The sequence below is a fragment of the Streptomyces sp. NBC_01439 genome, assembly GCF_036227605.1.
Taxonomy (GTDB): Bacteria; Actinomycetota; Actinomycetes; order Streptomycetales; family Streptomycetaceae; genus Streptomyces.
On the sequence record NZ_CP109487.1, the window covers coordinates 8,465,181 to 8,481,711 of the forward strand.

The following is a 16,531-nucleotide window of genomic DNA, read 5'->3' on the forward strand; positions in this document are numbered from 1 at the left end:
CTGCGGCATCCTGCCGCCCATGGAGACGGAGCTGAGCAAGAAACTGGGAGTCGAGCACGCCATCTTCGGCTTCACGCCCTTCCCGGCCGTCGCTGCCGCCATCACCCGCGCGGGCGGTTTCGGGGTGCTCGGCGCGGTCCGCTACACGGCCCCCGACGACCTGAAGCGCGACCTCGACTGGATGCAGGCGCACACCGACGGCAAGCCCTACGGCCTCGACGTCGTCATGCCCGCCAAGAAGGCCGTCGACGGCATCGGCGAAGCCGACATCGAGGCGATGATTCCGGCCGCGCACCGCGCCTTCGTCCGTGACACCCTCGCCAAGCACCACGTGCCCGAGCTCAGCGAGGGCGAGGCCTCCGGCTGGCGGATCACCGGCTGGATGGAGCAGGTCGCCCGGAGCCAGCTCGACGTCGCCTTCGACTACCCCATCAAACTCCTGGCGAACGCCCTCGGTTCCCCGCCCGCCGACGTCATCGCGCGCGCCCACGAACACGGTGTCCTCGTCGCCGCCCTCGCCGGCAGCGCCAAGCACGCCCGCCGCCACGCCGAAGCCGGCATCGACATCGTCGTCGCCCAGGGCTACGAGGCCGGCGGCCACACCGGTGACATCGCCACCATGGTCCTGGTACCCGAGATCGTCGATGCCGTCGCCCCCCTCCCGGTCCTCGCCGCCGGCGGCATCGGCAGCGGCGAGCAGATCGCCGCCGGCCTCGCCCTCGGTGCGCAGGGCGCCTGGCTCGGCTCGCTCTGGCTCACCACCACCGAAGCCGACCTCCACTCGCGCGCCCTCACCGAGAAGCTGCTCGCCGCCGGCTCCGGCGACACCGTCCGCTCGCGCGCCCTCACCGGCAAGCCCGCCCGCCAGTTGCGCACCGAATGGACCGACGCCTGGGACGACCCGGCGGGCCCGGGTGCGCTCCCCATGCCGCTCCAGGGCCTGCTCGTCGCCGAAGCCGTCTCCCGGATCCAGAAGTACGAGGTCCGGCCCCTGCTCGGCACCCCCGTCGGTCAGATCGTCGGGCGGATGACCGAGGAACGCAGCGTCCGGGCCGTCTTCGACGACCTCACCAGTGGGTTCGAGAGGGCGATCGACCGCATCAACCGCATCGCCGGCCGAGTCCGAGAGGCGTGACCGACATGACCGCGACGACGTCCACGACCCCCACCGCCGACCAGCAGCCGCCCAACGGCTTCTGGGCCCAGGCCGCCGCCGACCCCGGGCGCGCCGTCCTTGTGACCCCCGAGGGCGAGGAATGGAGCGCCGGCCGGCTGCACGCCGATGTCAACCGCCTCGTCCACGGCCTGCGCGCCGCCGGCCTGGAGGAGGGCGACGTCTTCGCCGTCGTCCTCCCCAACGGCGTCGAGTTCCTCACCGCCTACCTGGCCGCCTCCCAAGCGGGCTTCTACCTCGTCCCCGTCAACCACCACCTCGTCGGCCCCGAGATCGCCTGGATCGTCTCCGACTCCGGAGCCAAGGTCCTCATCGCCCACGAGCGCTTCGCCGACGCCGCGACCGCCGCGGCCGACGAGGCCGCCCTGCCCGCGAGCCACCGCTACGCCGTCGGATCGGTCGCGGGCTTCCGGCCGTACGCGCAGCTCCTCGAAGGGCAGCCCGCGACCACCCCCGAGGGACGCACGCTCGGCTGGGTCATGAACTACACCTCCGGCACCACCGGCCGTCCGCGCGGCATCCGCCGCCCGCTGCCCGGCAAGCTCCCGGAAGAGACGTACCTGGGCGGCTTCCTCGGCATCTTCGGCATCCGGCCCTTCGACGGCAACGTCCACCTGGTCTGTTCGCCGCTCTACCACACCGCCGTCCTCCAATTCGCGGGCGCCGCCCTGCACATCGGGCACCCGCTGGTCCTGATGGACAAGTGGACGCCGCAGGAGATGCTCCGCCTGATCGACGCCCGCGCCTGTACGCACACCCACATGGTGCCGACCCAGTTCCACCGCCTCCTCGCGCTCCCGCAGGAGACGAAGGATGCGTACGACGTCTCCTCGATGCGGCACGCCATACACGGCGCCGCGCCCTGCCCCGACCACGTCAAGCGGGCGATGATCGACTGGTGGGGCGGCTGCGTGGAGGAGTACTACGCGGCCAGCGAGGGCGGGGGCGCCTTCGCGACCGCCGAGGACTGGCTGAAGAAGCCGGGAACCGTCGGCAAGGCCTGGCCGATCAGCGAACTCGCCATCTTCGACGACGACGGCAACCGGCTGCCCCCCGGGGAACTGGGCACCGTCTACCTCAAGATGAACACCGGCGGCTTCAGCTACCACAAGGACGAGGGCAAGACGAGGAAGAACCGGATCGGCGACTTCTTCACGGTCGGCGACCTCGGGCTGATGGACGAGGAGGGCTACCTCTTCCTCCGCGACCGCAAGATCGACATGATCATCTCGGGCGGGGTCAACATTTATCCGGCCGAGATCGAATCGGCCCTGCTCACCCACCCGGCCGTGGCGGACGCCGCCGCCTTCGGCATCCCGCACGCCGACTGGGGCGAGCAGGTCAAGGCGGTGGTCGAACCGGCCGAGGGCTTCGTCGCGGGCGACGCCCTGGCCGCGGAGATCCTGCACCACTGCGAGGGGCAGCTCGCCAGCTACAAGCGCCCCAAGACGGTCGACTTCATCGAGACGATGCCGCGCGACCCGAACGGCAAGCTCTACAAGCGGCGGCTGCGCGATCCGTACTGGGAGGGTCACGAGCGCGCGATGTGAGCAGCTCGTGCTGCGGTCCGGACTCCGGGGGCACGGAGCACGGGCTCCATACGGAGACGGCGACGTGCAGCGCGCTGCTGCGGCCGTACGCGGGATCCTCCCCGAAGCGCACGGCTTCGGCGCCGGCGTCGACGACGGGGATGCCCGGGCCCGTCCCGGAAGGCCGGCTCCGGTCCCGGCCCGGCGGCGAGCCGCCGCAGCCCCCCTCGAACGCCGGACACGGGACCTCGGCGCGTACGCATCGACCAGGGGCAGGTCGTAGGCGACCGACGTGTCCAGATCGCGGCCGTCCCGCAGGACCACACGGGTGAGCCCCGGCCGGGCGGTTGCAGCACCCCGCGCACCGGCCGTCCCGCGCCCGGCCGCCCGCCCCCCGAGGGGCGGGGGAGACGCGGCGCGGCAACGCCCACGGCACGGCGCGGTGCAGGTCGGTCAGTTCGTCCTCGGTCCAGTTCGACCGCGCGTCCGCCGAGGTCGCGCCCCGTCCTCGGGCTCCCCATCATCCGGCCCGGGCGATCGGAACCCGCCACGCCAGGAGAATCCGCGAGAAAAGCCACGTCAGGGCCCCGGAGGCGCGCCTTGCCACGCACTTGGGGGACGCATCTGGCAAGTTGGAATATATGGGTACGACTAAGCGCAGATCCTTCCTGACCGACTGGACCGTCGTGGTCCCCGTGGTGGCGCTGGTCGCGCTCGTCTTCAGCTGGGGGCGGGACCTGCCCGGTTTCCTGGTGGCGCTCGTCGCCCTCTGCCTGGCCGGCGCGGTCCTCGCCGCGGTGCACCATGCCGAGGTCGTCGCCCACCGGGTCGGCGAACCCTTCGGCTCCCTCGTCCTCGCCGTGGCGGTCACCGTCATCGAAGTGGCGCTCATCGTCACCCTGATGGTCGACGGCGGCGACAAGACCGCCTCGCTCGCCCGGGACACGGTCTTCGCCGCCGTCATGATCACGTGCAACGGGATCGTCGGCCTGTCGCTGCTCGTCGGTGCCCTGCGCAACCGGATCGCCGTCTTCAACCCCGAAGGGTCCGGCGCCGCCCTCGCCACCGTCGCAACGCTCGCCACCCTCAGCCTGGTCCTGCCGACCTTCACCACCAGCAAGCCCGGCCCCGAGTTCTCGGCCGCACAGCTCATCTTCGCCGCCGTCGCCTCGCTCGCCCTGTACGGACTCTTCGTCGCCGTCCAGACGGTCCGCCACCGCAGCTACTTCCTGCCCGTGGACACCGGATCGGGTTCCGGCGATGCCGACGGTCACGCCGAGCCGCCCACCCTCCGCACCGCCCTCATCAGCCTCGGCCTCCTACTGGTCGCGCTGGTCGCGGTCGTCGGCGACGCCAAGGCCGTCTCCCCGACCATCGAGCGGGCCGTCGCGGCCGCCGGCCTGCCGCAGGCGGTCGTCGGTGTGATCATCGCTCTTCTCGTCCTGCTGCCCGAGACCCTCGCCGCCGTTCGCGCCGCCCGCCGCGACCGCGTGCAGACCAGCCTCAACCTCGCCTACGGATCCGCCATCGCCAGCATCGGCCTGACCATCCCGGCCATCGCACTCGCCTCGATCTGGCTCTCCGGCCCGCTCCTGCTCGGCCTCGGCCCGATCCACATGGTGCTGCTCGCGCTGACCGTCGTGGTCAGCGCCCTCACCATCGTCCCCGGGCGCGCCACGCTCCTCCAGGGCGGCGTACACATCGTGCTGTTGGCCGCGTACCTCTTCCTGGCCGTCAGCCCATGAGGGGACCGGGACCGGGACCGGGCCGGGGGGAGGAACGCGGGCCGCGCATCACCGCCGTTCGCTGGCCAGGAGCACCTTCAGCTTCGGCGACGCGAGGACGTCCCGCTCGCAGAAGCGTGCCGTGTCCCAGCGCTCCTCGGAGTACATCCGGGTTCGGTCGGCGCAGTAGGGCGAGGGCGGGTCCGAGGACCGGCTGTACGTCAGCAGGGTGCGGGCCACGGGACAGCGGCCGCCGTCCCAGCCGACCGCCTGGATGCGGCTGGACCCGTGCGTGACTTCCGGGTGGCCGCAGGCCGCCGCGCTCCACGGCGCCTCGATCCAGTTCCGGACGCCGAGCGCCTTTGTACCGTCGCCCACCGGGAGCTCGTGTTCGCCCCGGACCACGAACTGGTGCTCGCCCAGCGGGGCGTCCGGCGCGATCCCGGCCGCCTTCAACTCCGCCACCGCGTCCGCGAGTGCCCGCCCGATGCCGGGCGCCGTCCGGTTGAGGGTACGGGGGGTGCGTACGGGGTCGGCCGCTGCCAGATCACCGGCCGGCACCTGGTTCCCGAACTGCTGCTCTTGCAGGCCGCCCGCGGCGAGTCCCCCACCCGCTACCTCGGCGACATCGCCTGACGCCATGGGGAGTATCGACGGCCGCGTCCCCGAAGGCGCCACCCCACCCGGCGCGGCTACCTCCACGACCGCCTGAACCTCTACACGGCCCCAGCACCCATCTCGCTGCCCCCGCAGCAGCCCTCCGCCGAGACCTCGACCGAGTGAACCTCAATACTGAACCACGGCTGCTCCACCACGACCTCCAGCCCGGACACTTCGTCCCGCACCGCTCGTGTTGGGTGGCACAAGAAGAACCGCCGACCCGGTCTATTCGCCCGGCTGGCTCCAGTACTTCCGCGTCAGTGCAGCCAGCATGGCCGCGTCCCACCCTTTTTCCGGCAAGTGAACATTCGAGGCTTCAGTGAGTGGATTGCGCGCGCCCTCCCCCCGGTCTACTGCTTGCTGTGAATCTATCGGTGCAAAGACCTGATTCGCCGGCGCTTCGACTAAACCGCTTACGGGAACATTGAGCCGGCTCTCCGTGGTGGCCTGGGTTAGCTTGGCTACCCTTTGGGCAATCGAGGATGCGAACTCTTGGGCGTCATGCCGCGCTTTCCCGGACTGGGATATTCGCTGTAGGAGTTCGAATGTAACATCGGGATCCAGATGCCCGAGAGCTTGGATTGCTGTCGTGAACTCTACAGGGGTGTACTTCGCGGTCGACGCCATTTCGGAGAAGGCTTCCAGCATTCTGACGGCGACACCTCGCAGCTCGTCCACGTTGGCCAGCGCTTCCATGGCCTGGACTCGTGCACCGAACTCGGCCTTGCGGTCTGTGGCCAGGTGGTACAGCGCCACCGTGCCGTCAGGGGTGCCCAGTCGGACCAGGGCGCGGGCTGCGGTCAGACGCTCGCCATCATCAAGCGAACGATCTCTGACGCGGCCGTTCAGATGTTGGATCTGCTCGCGATCCTGCGCTTCGTTGAGTAGCCACTGTTGGAGCGCCCGGTGCCGAAACTGGTAGGTGCGTCCTGTCGTGCGCAGCAGCCCTGCGCGATGGGCCCAAGCAAGGAAGTGAGCCAGGCGGAGGGGCACCATGCCCCGATGAACGCCTACAGCAATGGATGCCAAGTACCGCATCCATGCCCGGCCGACAACGTACGGCAGTACCGCCAGGGCCAAAATCCAGGCGACTTCGACCCAGAGCAGCGCACACGAGCCGACAACGCTGATGATCAGCACGCTGACGAGCGCGTCCTGCCGCAGTGGGGCGCTCGGCCTCAGTACCGGCTCCGTGTCAGCCTCGACGATGGGGGTCGGAATGAACTGAATTGCCACCGCGGAGGCCGCCACCAACAGGTAGCCGACCAGGATGAGCGCGTTCATTCCCAGACTGACCAATGCTGCTTGGCCCCAGCTGCGGGACGGGAACAGCAATTTGTGGAGCAACGTAGCGCCAACCAGAATGGCAAGCGCTCCCCATCCGACCCAGGGCAGGATCTGTCGACTTAATGAACCCTTCAGCTGGAACTTCCAACCCTCCCGATCGACTCGATGCATGACATCCCAGAAGGGTTCGCCTGCGTGGTGTTTTCTTGGCCTCAGGCGGATGAGTCGGATCGGCTCGCTGGAATGCCCTATGCCCGCAAGCGCGAGTCCCAGGATCCAGGCCAGGCGGGAGAAATCTTCGGGTGACGTGAGGGGGAGCAGCCCGCTGAAAACCAGAAAAAATACGACCCCGTGAAGCGCCACCACGCGCTTACGCCCGACGACGGACTCAAGCCGATGCAGCATGATGTCTACGGCGGGGCCGCTGCGGTCATTGTTGTTCGGGTGCGCTGCGTGGACGGCGAACGAAGTGAGCCACCGTTTCGTCCGGACGGCATCGTAGCGCGGGTGCGGTGAGGTACCGACGGCGACGGGTATGAGCCTCTCCAGGAGGAGGCGGTCGATGTCTCCCGGAGCAGTGAGAGTCAGCAAGTCTCGTGGGTCTCGCCCTCCGGAATAGACGGTCGTGGCCAAATAGAGCTGCCACGGAGTGCACAGGGCCCCGGCAGGGAGCTGGTGCAGATTGTCGATGACCTCAGCCCACGCGCGTCTTTCACCCTCGGAGCGTGCGGCGAGGGCCTGCTCGAGGTAACAGCGGACCTGCTCGGTGTCGAGTTCTTCGACTTTGGCCACGGCTGCTGAGGCAAGTCCTCCGTGATCGCGGCTTAGCCGCTCGTATGTCGTGGGGCGGCAGGTCACCACGAGTGGCGCAACGCCTCGCGGACCGTGGTAGCGGTTGATCTGATCCAGGCCGCGCGCCGCTCGCATGGAGGAGCCGGCCTCGCCATCCATCTCATCGAGGCCGTCGAGGACGGGCAGAATCAGACGTTGGGCCACCAACGCCTCTGCCAGGCGCGGGCGGACGCTGTACGTGTCGCTGATCTGCCGCACCAGCCAGTGTTCCAGCGGTGTGTCAGGGTCCCACTCGGCGAGGGAGAGCCGAACGGGGACCGGTTGTTCAGGGCGTCGCCGCTCAAGTAGCAACAGCACGAGTTCGAGTGCCAGTACGGTCTTTCCTGCGCCAGCGGCCCCTGTGATGACCAGCCGTCCCTCAGGCAGGGCCGCATAAGCGTTGACCAGTTCGTTCAGCGTTCCTGTCACCGGATCGCCAGGACCTCGAAGGAGAGTCACCCTGACGGTAAACGGAACGTCCGCTGCGGTCGCTGCAGGTCCCAGCAAGCTGCTGCGCGCGGTGCGTTCCACCACCACGACCTTCTGGGAGAGCCGGGTCGCTTGCCTCATCAGCGCCACTGCTGCCGGCTCGGCGTAGTAAGCCACGCTGGCGGCCTGGCCGACAGCAAGCCCACCGTGAGTGGCAGTGATGGCAGTGCGGGAATGGATGTGAGGGGCGTGGGTGTCGCCGGACGCGCTCAGCCCTGATGCGGGCCCGGCAACGGAGGGTTACCCAGAGTCACATCCCTCATCTGTAACGCCGCCACTCCATGGTCGACATGGATACTCACATCGCCGCCAACAGCAAGGCCGCCGTCTCCCGCAGATACCGTGCGGGGAGCGTCTCGTGCATTCAGGATGGCCCGCAGAGCACGGGCTGCCACCTCCCGCTCCTGGTCATCAAGGCTCTCAAGTGCCGTTTCGAACCGTGCTTGCCAAACAGCCTGCTCACCGAGCCGGACCCGCGCGATGTCTTCGTCACCTGCGGCATCGAGCGCTGCCGCGCTCTGCCCCAGGCGTTCCAGCACGGCGCGTTCTCGTGACTCTTGCCCGCGGCCGAACCAGCGAGCGACTTCCTGCTGAAGGCCCTGCCACAAGCTGCTTCCCGCAGCTTGCACCACGGCGGTTCCGCCGGCCGCTGCCAACGCCGTAAGTGCTTCTCCCAGCATTCACTGCCCCGTTCGTCAGACGCGTGACAGTCGTGACCGTAGCGCTACACGCTGTTCACCGACAGCGCTTCCACCAGAAGTGCCATCAGGCGAGGGCGCCTACCATGCACTCCACCAGCCGCGATCAGACTCGCAACAGCTGCGCACATGAGCACGAGCTGAGGAGACGCGTCACCTGAGCCCGAGTCAGAGGCGAGCCGATCAATCATCTTCGGAGGCCAGCACTCCGAGACTGGTGAGCTTCCCGCCGGGAGGGGGACCGCGCGAGGGCGGGGCGCAGCGCGCACGATTGCGGGGCGGAGCCGTTGCACACCGAAGCCTGGTTTGCGCAATCACTGCGCATCATTCGCAGACATGGCGCATCGATCCGCAGGTCCTAGATCGGGCCAGCTGTCGAATGAGGTGCTGGGCCCGCAGTTCGAGGTCGCTCCTCAGCTCGGGATGGTGGCCGCGGGCGGCGACTTGGAGCAACTGCGCGAGCGCGACGAGTTCACCGATCCGGCCGTGGGGGGTGTCGAGGACGTGAGCGAACTCCTTCCGGATCCGTGCGGCCGTGCGTGGTGCGGCCAGGCCGTAGGCGTGGAGGAGCCCCTCGTCGTAGCCGCGGGGAACGGCGCCGCCGGGTAACCCCGGCGCATTGCTGCGCCGGGGTCCCCTCAGAACCGTGCGTGCACCTCGTCGATGCACACGGCTCAAGCAAGCCACGAGGGCGTTCAGGTGGTGCTGTTCCGAATACGAGCGGCGTGTCGCCGTGCGCATTCAGCGTGTACCAAGCGGGTTTGATCGCCTTGCGGCGTCATCCTCCCCGTGTGCCGAAGGTAATCGACAGAGATCGCCTTGCGGGCGATCACTTTCCACCAGCGTTCCCATTCCAACGGGGATTGCGGTGGCTGGTGGGGAGTCAGGACATTTTCCCCGCACAGCGGGCAGCGTCCCTCCTGCCGGTCGAGCAGGCGGAGGTTGTAGCTGTCGAGTGCGGGCTTGACCCTGCGACGACGCTTGACCCAGTACTCAGTCAGGGCGGGGTCGTCTGGTGACGCCGCGCCCTTGACCAGGGTGTGTCGGACGATCTGCGTCCAGGACGACTTGACCAGGAAGGTGCCGCTGTCGCGGTCACCGAAGACCCAGTGGTCGTTCCTGAACTTGTTGTACTTGCCGAAGTACCGTCCGGAGATCCAGTGCTTCGACTTCTTGGGGTGCTGGTAGCAGGCCCACTTGTAGGTCAGCTTCCACATGTGGATGTCGATGTCCTTGAAGACCTCGGCAGCCACCACCCCTCGGTAGTAGGCAGCCCAGCCCCGGATGATGGGGTTGAGTTTGACGATGACCGCCTTCTCGTTGGATCCGCGCAAGTCGCGCATCACTTCCGAGAGCCGTTCCCGATGCCGCTTGACGGCGGCCTTGCTCGGCTTAATCAGCAGCTTGCCCACCGGATAGCGGCGGATGTTGAAGCCCAGAAAGTCAAAGCCGTCTTCGAGGTGGACAACCCGCGTCTTCTCCTCGTTGAAGGCCAGGCCCCTCGGCTTCAGCCACTCGGCAAGCTGTGCCTTGACCTCGTGCACCTGCTGCTCGGTGAAGCAGCACACGACGAAGTCGTCTGCGTATCTGACCAGCACCGCAGAATCCGGGCGCGTCTTTCCCGTCGCCTTGTGGGACGGGGCAGTTGCGAGTCGGACTCCAGCCGCCTCCTCCAAGCCGTTCAGCGCGACGTTCAACAGCAGAGGACTGATCACACCCCCCTGCGGGGTGCCCTCCTTCGTCGGAGAGAACCCCATACCGGGCTCGAACACCCCGGCCCTCAACCATTGCCCGATCTGCCTCCGGCCCGGGAACATCCCAAGCGCGGAGAGCAACCGGTCATGGTCGATCCTGTCGAACGCCGCAGACAGGTCTGCATCCAGAATCCACACCCGCGTTGAGCCCTTGCGGAGCGTGGTGAAGAGCATCTCGATCGCGTCCTGGCAGCCTCGGCCCGGACGAAACCCGTAGGAACGGGATTCGAACCTGGCCTCCCACTCGGGCTCCAGGGCATTGCGTACCCGGCCCTGATGGCACCGGTCGACAATGACTGGAATTCCCAGTGGGCGCTGCTTTCCGTTGGCCTTGGGGATATACACCCGCTTCACAGGCAGGGGCTTCCAGGTGCCACGGCCTTGGTGCACCTGCACCGCGACCTTGGCCCGATCCTCGGAGGTCAGAGCAACCACCCCGTCCACCCCGGCCGTGACGCGGCCAGCATTACGCTGCGTCGCCTGCCGCACACTCAACAACGTGTTCGACCGACTCCGCAGCATCAACCTTTGCAGGTTCCGGACTCGCGCCCAGTCCTGCTCCTGAGTCGCCTTGAAGATCCTCTGCCGCAGTCGCTGTACTTTGAGCTCGCAGGCACGCCAATCCATCGCGTCCCAGTCGATCCCATCGTCCTCGGGTCCGTTCACCATAGGTGCCTAACTTGTCCCTCAGTTCCAGTGCCATGACACAAAATCATCAAAGGCTCACCTGTCCACGTCAGCCCGCTTTCACGTCCGGGCGCCAGGCCCGGTATCCGACCGGTTATCCACGGCAGCCGGCGGAGGACCGACTCTATTGCCGCAGTTTCCCGTCTCCTTTCGGCAGTCGGCATTCGCTTCTTGGACATCCTGTTCCCACCCGGGAGTTCAGCTCTCCTCGCGGTCGGCCTACCGCCGCTAGCCATCAGCGACGGACCCGGATGGGGTTTCCACGTTCCGCACACATGAGATGCGACCGGGTTCGGGTGCCCTCTGTACCCCGAGGTCAGCGGTACTCTCGCAACCGGCAAATGGTCACCGGTCGCCGCCTGCCGCTCCTCCACGGCATAGACCCTGCACCCCGGAATCACTTCCATCCATCCGAGGTTTCTGGGTAACGAGGCATCATCGAGGGTTCACTGGTGTTCACCCACCCGGCCTTCCCCTACTCCGCGCCGCGGATGGATCGAGGCACGGTTCGCATGTTCCCTGAGCTTCGAACCCCGGGATTACTCCCAGCGCACGTCAGGGCGGGGACGGGCATCGAGTACTAGCCCGAGATCACGGAGCAGGCATACGCCCACCCTCCTCTCCCGTGATCCGCTCATATTGTGCGACCTCGTGTCGCAACCAGGACTCCCAGTCGAAGATCACCAGGTGGTCGGCGGACAGGTTTGCCCAGTGGAGGTCCGCGTGGCCGGTCACCCATGCGGTGATCCGGACGGGGGGAATGCCGAGGTAGGTGGGGAAGTTCCGGTCGATCCAGTCCTGGCGGACCGCGACGCGGTGGGTGGAGACACCTGCCAGGGCGGTCAGGGCGCCTCGCAGCTCGGCCCACCACACGTCGGGGAGGCCGGCTTCGTGTTCCAGGACGGGGCCGCCGTGCTGGAGGACCGGCCAGGGGACGAGTTCGGACACCTCGGCCCGGTAGCGGTGTTCGCCCGCATTCCAGTCCATCACGTCCACAAGTCGCGGGCGGGGGATCGCCCGTGGGAGGGCCGCGTCGGCGGCCGCCGCGCCGTCCCACAACCTGCTGACGGGTTTGGCCGAGGGCTGGGAGACCACGCGCAGCCACCGGTTGCCGACGCGGCGGCCGAGGGTGCGTCCCTGCCACCCCCAGGACTCGGGCCCTTGGGCTGCGGGCAGCAGGAGCGCCCGCGCGGCGGCCTGGTGCGCCTGCCTCATCCGCTGCTGCTCCACCGGCGTGCGGGGCGGCGAGAAGAGTTGATCCATCACCTTCTCCATCGGGAAAGAGGGAAAGCAAGTAGGGGCGGAGCCCGGAGGAACGCATCCCTCGCCTGCTCGTACGCGGCCTATTCGGGGCCGCCGGCGGGGTCGAGGACCTCGGAGGCCCGGTCGGTGAAGCCGAGGCGTTGTGGGCCCGCGAGCGCCGCGATCATCACGTCGGCCCCGAGCTCGCCCGCGTCCAGACGGACGAGGCGGGAGTCGGCGTTCCCGCGGATCGGCACCGGCGTCAGCTTCGGGTACAGGGCGCGCAGGAGTGCCGTACGGCGGGGTGCGCCGGTGCCGACCCTGGTGCCGGGCGGCAGGTCGGTGAGGGTGGCGGGCGGATGGCCGGCCGGTAGGACGAGGACGTCGCGGGCGTCCTCGCGGGGCAGGACGGCGCCGACGGTGATGCCCGGTGCCCGGTCGTGCGCGCCGGGCAGGTCCTTGGCGCAGGCGATGGTCGCTGAGACGCGGCCGACGAGGAGGGCGAGAGCGGCCTGGAAGGTCTGACCGGGGTCAGGGTCGACTTTCCCGGCCCCGAACGGGCCGTTGATCCAGATGATCACCGCGGCTCCTCGAGCACGGAGGCGATCACCGGCGGGCGGACGGTTTCGTGTCCGGGCCAGGCGAAGACCAGCCTCGCCGAGGGCTTGTCGAGTACGGCACCGTCCGGCAGGAGATCGTCAGGGGTGCCGGCCGGGTGGACGGTCATCGACGGGTAGCCGCTCTCGCGGACCTCGGTGTCCCACGTGCGCACGCAGTCGGCGAACCGCCCGGCGAGTTCGTCGGCGGACGGCCCGTAGGCGTGGATGAAGAACTCGCTGCGACGGTCGGCGGCCGTCGGGGCGTCCTTGACGGTGCGGTAGGTCAGGTAGGCCAGGGACCTGTCCGCCACGATCGCGGCCGCGTCCGGCTGCGTGACCAGGGCGGATCCCCTCCGTGCGGACAGACGGCAGAATCCGGTCAGCACGGTCGCGGCGTAGATCTGCAGGGTCTCGAAGTTGAAGTTCCCCCGGACGACGAGGCCGGTGGGCCGCTCGTGCCGGGGGCCGCGCAGGGCCTCGTCGAGGCCGTCGGCGTCGCCGGGTCCGCCGTCCTCCCACCGAACGGTGACCTCGCCGTCGGCCAGAGCGATGCGCGGGGTGGTGCGGCCGGCGGCCCCGCGGTCCCGGACGAAACCGCAATGCGTCCAGTGCTCGCAGTGCAGGACGTCGCCACGACGCTCCAGGGCCAGGGAGCGGGTGTAGCCGCCGATTTCCAGCGGCACCACGAGCCGGGCACCTTGGGCGAGTTGCTCCCGCCAGGCGGGGGCGATGTCGGAGGCGTTGTGGGTGATCATGATGCCGTCGAATCCGCGGGCGGGAACGTGGTCCGGGGCGCCGAGGCCGCCGTCACCCAGGATCGCCGTGACGCGGCCGCTGCCGGCCTCGGCCCCCAGGCGCCGGGTGCGGTGGACCACGTACGGGTCCACGTCCACCGTGACCACGCGCCCCCGGGGGCCCAAGACGTGGGCGATGAGTTCCGCGTTGTAGCCGCCCGACCCGACTTCCAGCACCGTCGTCCGGCTCCCGGCCGGGGCCGTTGGCGTCTGCTGGAGGCGGAGTCGTTCGATCATGTCGGCCTGCAGCCAGGCCGCAGAGACGGAGCTGACCGCGGTCCGGGACTCCTCGCGGACCGTGACCACGGCCAAGTCGGCGTGGTACGCGGTGGCCGGGGGCACCTCGGGCAGGAACCGGTGGCGCGGTACCTCCCGCAGCGCGGCCCGCACCTGCGGGGAGTGGGTCCAGCCCTGCGCGATCACGGTGTCGGCCATCCGCTCGCGCAGCCGCACCGCCTCGGCCGGCTCACCGGCAACCGGCCCGGCAAGGTCCGCACCCGGGTAGGAGTGGACCGGCGCGAGGTCCGGCAGGACCCCCGGCCATACCGCGACCAGGGCGGCAGCCGTCGGAGCGAAGACGGTCCCGAGGCTGGCCAGTTGGTGCAGGTCATGGAACTCCCAGCGGACGAAGCGGTCGGGTTCGGGGAGGCCGAGTTCACCGTCCCAGGAGGTGATGCGGACAACGGCGGTGACGCGGCGCACGTCCGCGCGGTCGTCGTGGAGGATGGTGAGGAGGTGGGCGTCCTCCACCCGTGCCGTGAGCCCGCTTTCCTCCTCGAGCTCGCGCACGGCCGCGGCGGGTGCGGATTCGCCGCTGTCGATCCGGCCTCCGGGTAGCTCCCACATACCGCGTGTGGAGCGGCCCAGCAGCACCCGGCCCGACGGGTCGGTGACCACCGCCGCCGCCCCGAACACGGCCTGCGGCTCCGGCCGACCCTTCTCCTCCGACCGGAACACCCCCGGCCCGCGCAGCACCACCACTGCGAGACCCTCCGTGTCGGAACGCGTCACCTCCTCGAACCCGGCGGTGAGCGCGTCGAGCTCGGCGTCGTCCAGGGCGACGTGGCGCCGCTCGACACCGGAGTGCTCGGCGTGCGGGGTGATCACGATGAGCCGCCCGCCCTCGCGCAGGCGCGCGCACAGCAGACGAAGGACCCGGGCCCGGTCCCGGATGAAGGCGATCGACAGACGCAGCACGACCAGGTCGTAGCCGTCCTCGGCCAGGTCGGCGAGGTCGTCGTGCTCGACGTCCAGGCACAGCCAGCGCACCTTCTTCGCATCGGGGTGCTCCGCACGGGCCCGCTCCAGCGCACCCTCGGCGTAGTCCACCGCGTCGACGGCGTATCCGAGGCCGGTGAGGTGGACGGCCATCTCGCCGGTGCCGCAGCCGACGTCGAGCGCGCGTCCGCCGTCGGGTGCCGGGGCGTGTTCGGCGAGCAGGACCTTCTCCTCCTCCCCGAGTCGCCGGAAGTTCTGTCCGCCGCCGTAGTGCTCGGACCAGTCGGTCCGGGTGAATCCCACAGATCGCTCCTCGTTCGTGAAAGGCCGGGTGGCCGGTGTTCAGGTCAGTTCGACGGGTCGGTACAGGTCGGCCGGCTGCCCGGTCTGCAGCGCCCAGGAGCGATCCCCGTGAGACCGGTGCCACCACTCGGTCCCGGAGTCGATCAAGCCCGCTGCGGACGGGGCGCCGCTGAAGGTGGCGCGGTTCGTGCGGGCTCGGTCGCCGAGGTCGGGTGCATCGGTGTAACGGGCGCCGCCGGATTCCTCGGGGCTGGCGTCGACACGGGTGCCCATGTCGAGCTCGTGGCCGAGGCGGTCGATCGGTGTCACGTCGACGGCCGCGTCGGCGGAGTGGCCTCGCCGCACTCGTGGACGGGGATCGCGGCGACCCTCCGGTCGGACGACAAGACGATGCTGCTGGCGGTCATGCGTCCCCCCAGGTGTCGACGTACGCGGCCACCCCGGTCCGGCGGGCCTCCGCCACGGCGCTCAGCCGTACGAAATCGCGGGCCGGCATCAGCGCCCGCCACTGCGCAAGCGGCAGGACGCGGGCCTCGTCGTGCTCGTGCGGGTTGAGGGTGAGGCCGCGGATCTGGGCGCCGGTGAGGCGCCCCCCGTCGAAGACGAGCTGCAGGGTGCTGTACGGACGCTGGGCCCGGGGCTGCCCGTACACCGTGGCCAGCAGCCGGGGCGGACCCGCGGCGGTCATCCCGGTCTCCTCCCGGCACTCGCGCAGCAGGCCGTCCCAGGGACGCTCGCCGAACTCCAGAGCGCCGCCGATCATGTGCCAGGGGTGGCTCGGGGAGTAAACGGAGTGCAGTTGCAGCGGCTGGTCGTCCTCGTCGGTGACGTAGAGGCACACGTAGGCGGTCGCCCGCGGCAGCGAGTCGGCGTACTGCCGCGGCGGCACCCACGTCGAATCGGGCTGCGCACCGGCCGCTGCGGTGGATCGGCCGTGGCGGGTCATCCGCATGAGCGCCGGACTGCCGGCGAAGCCGAACTCCCGGTACAGGGGTGCGGCCTGCGAGCTGGTGTGCAGCTCGAACAGGGTGACTTCCTCGGTGTCGGCGAGGTGGTCGAGCAGGGCGCCGACCACGGCCCGGGCGTAGCCACGGCGCCGGTGGTCCGGGTGGGTGGCGACCACGTGGACGCGGGCGGCCAGGCCGTGGGGGTACGACGGTGCCGGGAGCACGGGGGCGATCAGGCCGAGGGCGCAGGCGGCCATCGTGCCGTCCGGCGCATCGATGACGAACGCGCGTGCGTCTCCCGCAGGCGTCAGCCGGGGAACCAGCTCGTCCGTGGTCCGTCGGACCCACTCCTCGGTCAGTGGCCGCGACAGGACGTGCTCGGAGCGCATTCGGGTGATCGCTTCGGCGTCGGCGGGTGTGGCCGCGCGGACCGCCGGCCGTGCGGCGGTGTCGGGCGGTTCGGCGATTCGGATCGGTGTGGTGTCGGGGTTCACCGGGCTTCTCCTGTCGATGAGGGGAGCGCGTCGTGCTCGGCGCGCAGCCGGGCCGGCGTCCGCAGGCCGTGTTCGACCAGTACCAACGTGTCTTTCCGATC

At 69.5% G+C, this 16,531-nt stretch carries 13 protein-coding genes; 5 read left to right on the plus strand and 8 right to left on the minus strand.

The window, feature by feature from the left end; genetic code table 11:
• The first annotated feature begins 19 nt into the window (after positions 1 to 19).
• The 3 genes from OG207_RS38490 to OG207_RS38500 all read left to right on the plus strand — a co-directional run bounded on the left by OG207_RS38490 (position 20) and on the right by OG207_RS38500 (position 4,448).
• Positions 20 to 1,135, plus strand: coding sequence for a nitronate monooxygenase (locus OG207_RS38490; protein ID WP_329105499.1), 1,116 nt, complete (start codon positions 20 to 22; stop codon positions 1,133 to 1,135).
• 5 nt (positions 1,136 to 1,140) lie between these two features.
• Positions 1,141 to 2,724, plus strand: a complete 1,584-nt coding sequence (locus OG207_RS38495; protein WP_329105501.1) for an acyl-CoA synthetase — start codon at positions 1,141 to 1,143, stop codon at positions 2,722 to 2,724.
• A gap of 620 nt (positions 2,725 to 3,344) precedes the next feature.
• A complete protein-coding gene (locus OG207_RS38500; protein ID WP_329105503.1) occupies positions 3,345 to 4,448 on the plus strand; it encodes a calcium:proton antiporter in 1,104 nt (367 codons plus the stop codon).
• A 48-nt stretch (positions 4,449 to 4,496) separates the two neighbouring features.
• Here OG207_RS38500 and OG207_RS38505 read toward each other — a convergent pair whose 3' ends face one another.
• Both OG207_RS38505 and OG207_RS38510 read right to left on the minus strand, forming a co-directional pair.
• Positions 4,497 to 5,069 (minus strand): penicillin acylase family protein, encoded by a 573-nt coding sequence (locus OG207_RS38505; protein ID WP_402694183.1) that lies wholly within the window; start codon positions 5,067 to 5,069, stop codon positions 4,497 to 4,499.
• A 243-nt stretch (positions 5,070 to 5,312) separates the two neighbouring features.
• Positions 5,313 to 7,811 carry an NACHT domain-containing protein gene (locus tag OG207_RS38510; RefSeq protein ID WP_329105505.1) on the minus strand — a complete coding sequence of 833 codons (2,499 nt, stop codon included), beginning with the start codon at positions 7,809 to 7,811 and terminating at the stop codon, positions 5,313 to 5,315.
• A 173-nt stretch (positions 7,812 to 7,984) separates the two neighbouring features.
• Between OG207_RS38510 and OG207_RS38515 the strand changes: the two genes are divergently transcribed.
• Entirely contained in the window at positions 7,985 to 8,248 is a 264-nt protein-coding gene (locus OG207_RS38515) for a hypothetical protein (protein WP_329105507.1), read from the plus strand.
• 528 nt (positions 8,249 to 8,776) lie between these two features.
• Complete coding sequence (locus OG207_RS44180; protein WP_443072839.1) at positions 8,777 to 9,001, plus strand: hypothetical protein; 225 nt, start codon at positions 8,777 to 8,779, stop codon at positions 8,999 to 9,001.
• 86 nt (positions 9,002 to 9,087) lie between these two features.
• On the opposite strand, the gene ltrA is transcribed toward OG207_RS44180, so the two are convergent.
• The 6 genes from ltrA to OG207_RS38550 all read right to left on the minus strand — a co-directional run bounded on the left by ltrA (position 9,088) and on the right by OG207_RS38550 (position 16,430).
• Complete coding sequence (ltrA, locus tag OG207_RS38525) at positions 9,088 to 10,815, minus strand: group II intron reverse transcriptase/maturase (RefSeq protein ID WP_329096741.1); 1,728 nt, start codon at positions 10,813 to 10,815, stop codon at positions 9,088 to 9,090.
• 609 nt (positions 10,816 to 11,424) lie between these two features.
• The gene (locus tag OG207_RS38530) at positions 11,425 to 12,096 is read right to left on the minus strand and encodes a hypothetical protein (RefSeq protein ID WP_329105509.1); all 672 of its coding nucleotides are present in this window, start codon (positions 12,094 to 12,096) and stop codon (positions 11,425 to 11,427) included.
• Positions 12,097 to 12,176: 80 nt separating this feature from the next.
• Complete coding sequence (locus tag OG207_RS38535; protein ID WP_329105511.1) at positions 12,177 to 12,656, minus strand: hypothetical protein; 480 nt, start codon at positions 12,654 to 12,656, stop codon at positions 12,177 to 12,179.
• Positions 12,653 to 14,989 carry a methyltransferase, FxLD system gene (gene fxlM / locus OG207_RS38540; RefSeq protein WP_329105513.1) on the minus strand — a complete coding sequence of 779 codons (2,337 nt, stop codon included), beginning with the start codon at positions 14,987 to 14,989 and terminating at the stop codon, positions 12,653 to 12,655. Before fxlM ends, OG207_RS38535 begins: the two co-directional genes overlap by 4 nt.
• Before the next feature lie 39 nt (positions 14,990 to 15,028).
• Complete coding sequence (locus OG207_RS38545; RefSeq protein ID WP_329105515.1) at positions 15,029 to 15,334, minus strand: M15 family metallopeptidase; 306 nt, start codon at positions 15,332 to 15,334, stop codon at positions 15,029 to 15,031.
• A gap of 58 nt (positions 15,335 to 15,392) precedes the next feature.
• Entirely contained in the window at positions 15,393 to 16,430 is a 1,038-nt protein-coding gene (locus tag OG207_RS38550) for a GNAT family N-acetyltransferase (RefSeq protein ID WP_329105517.1), read from the minus strand.
• Between the last annotated feature and the right edge of the window lie 101 nt (positions 16,431 to 16,531).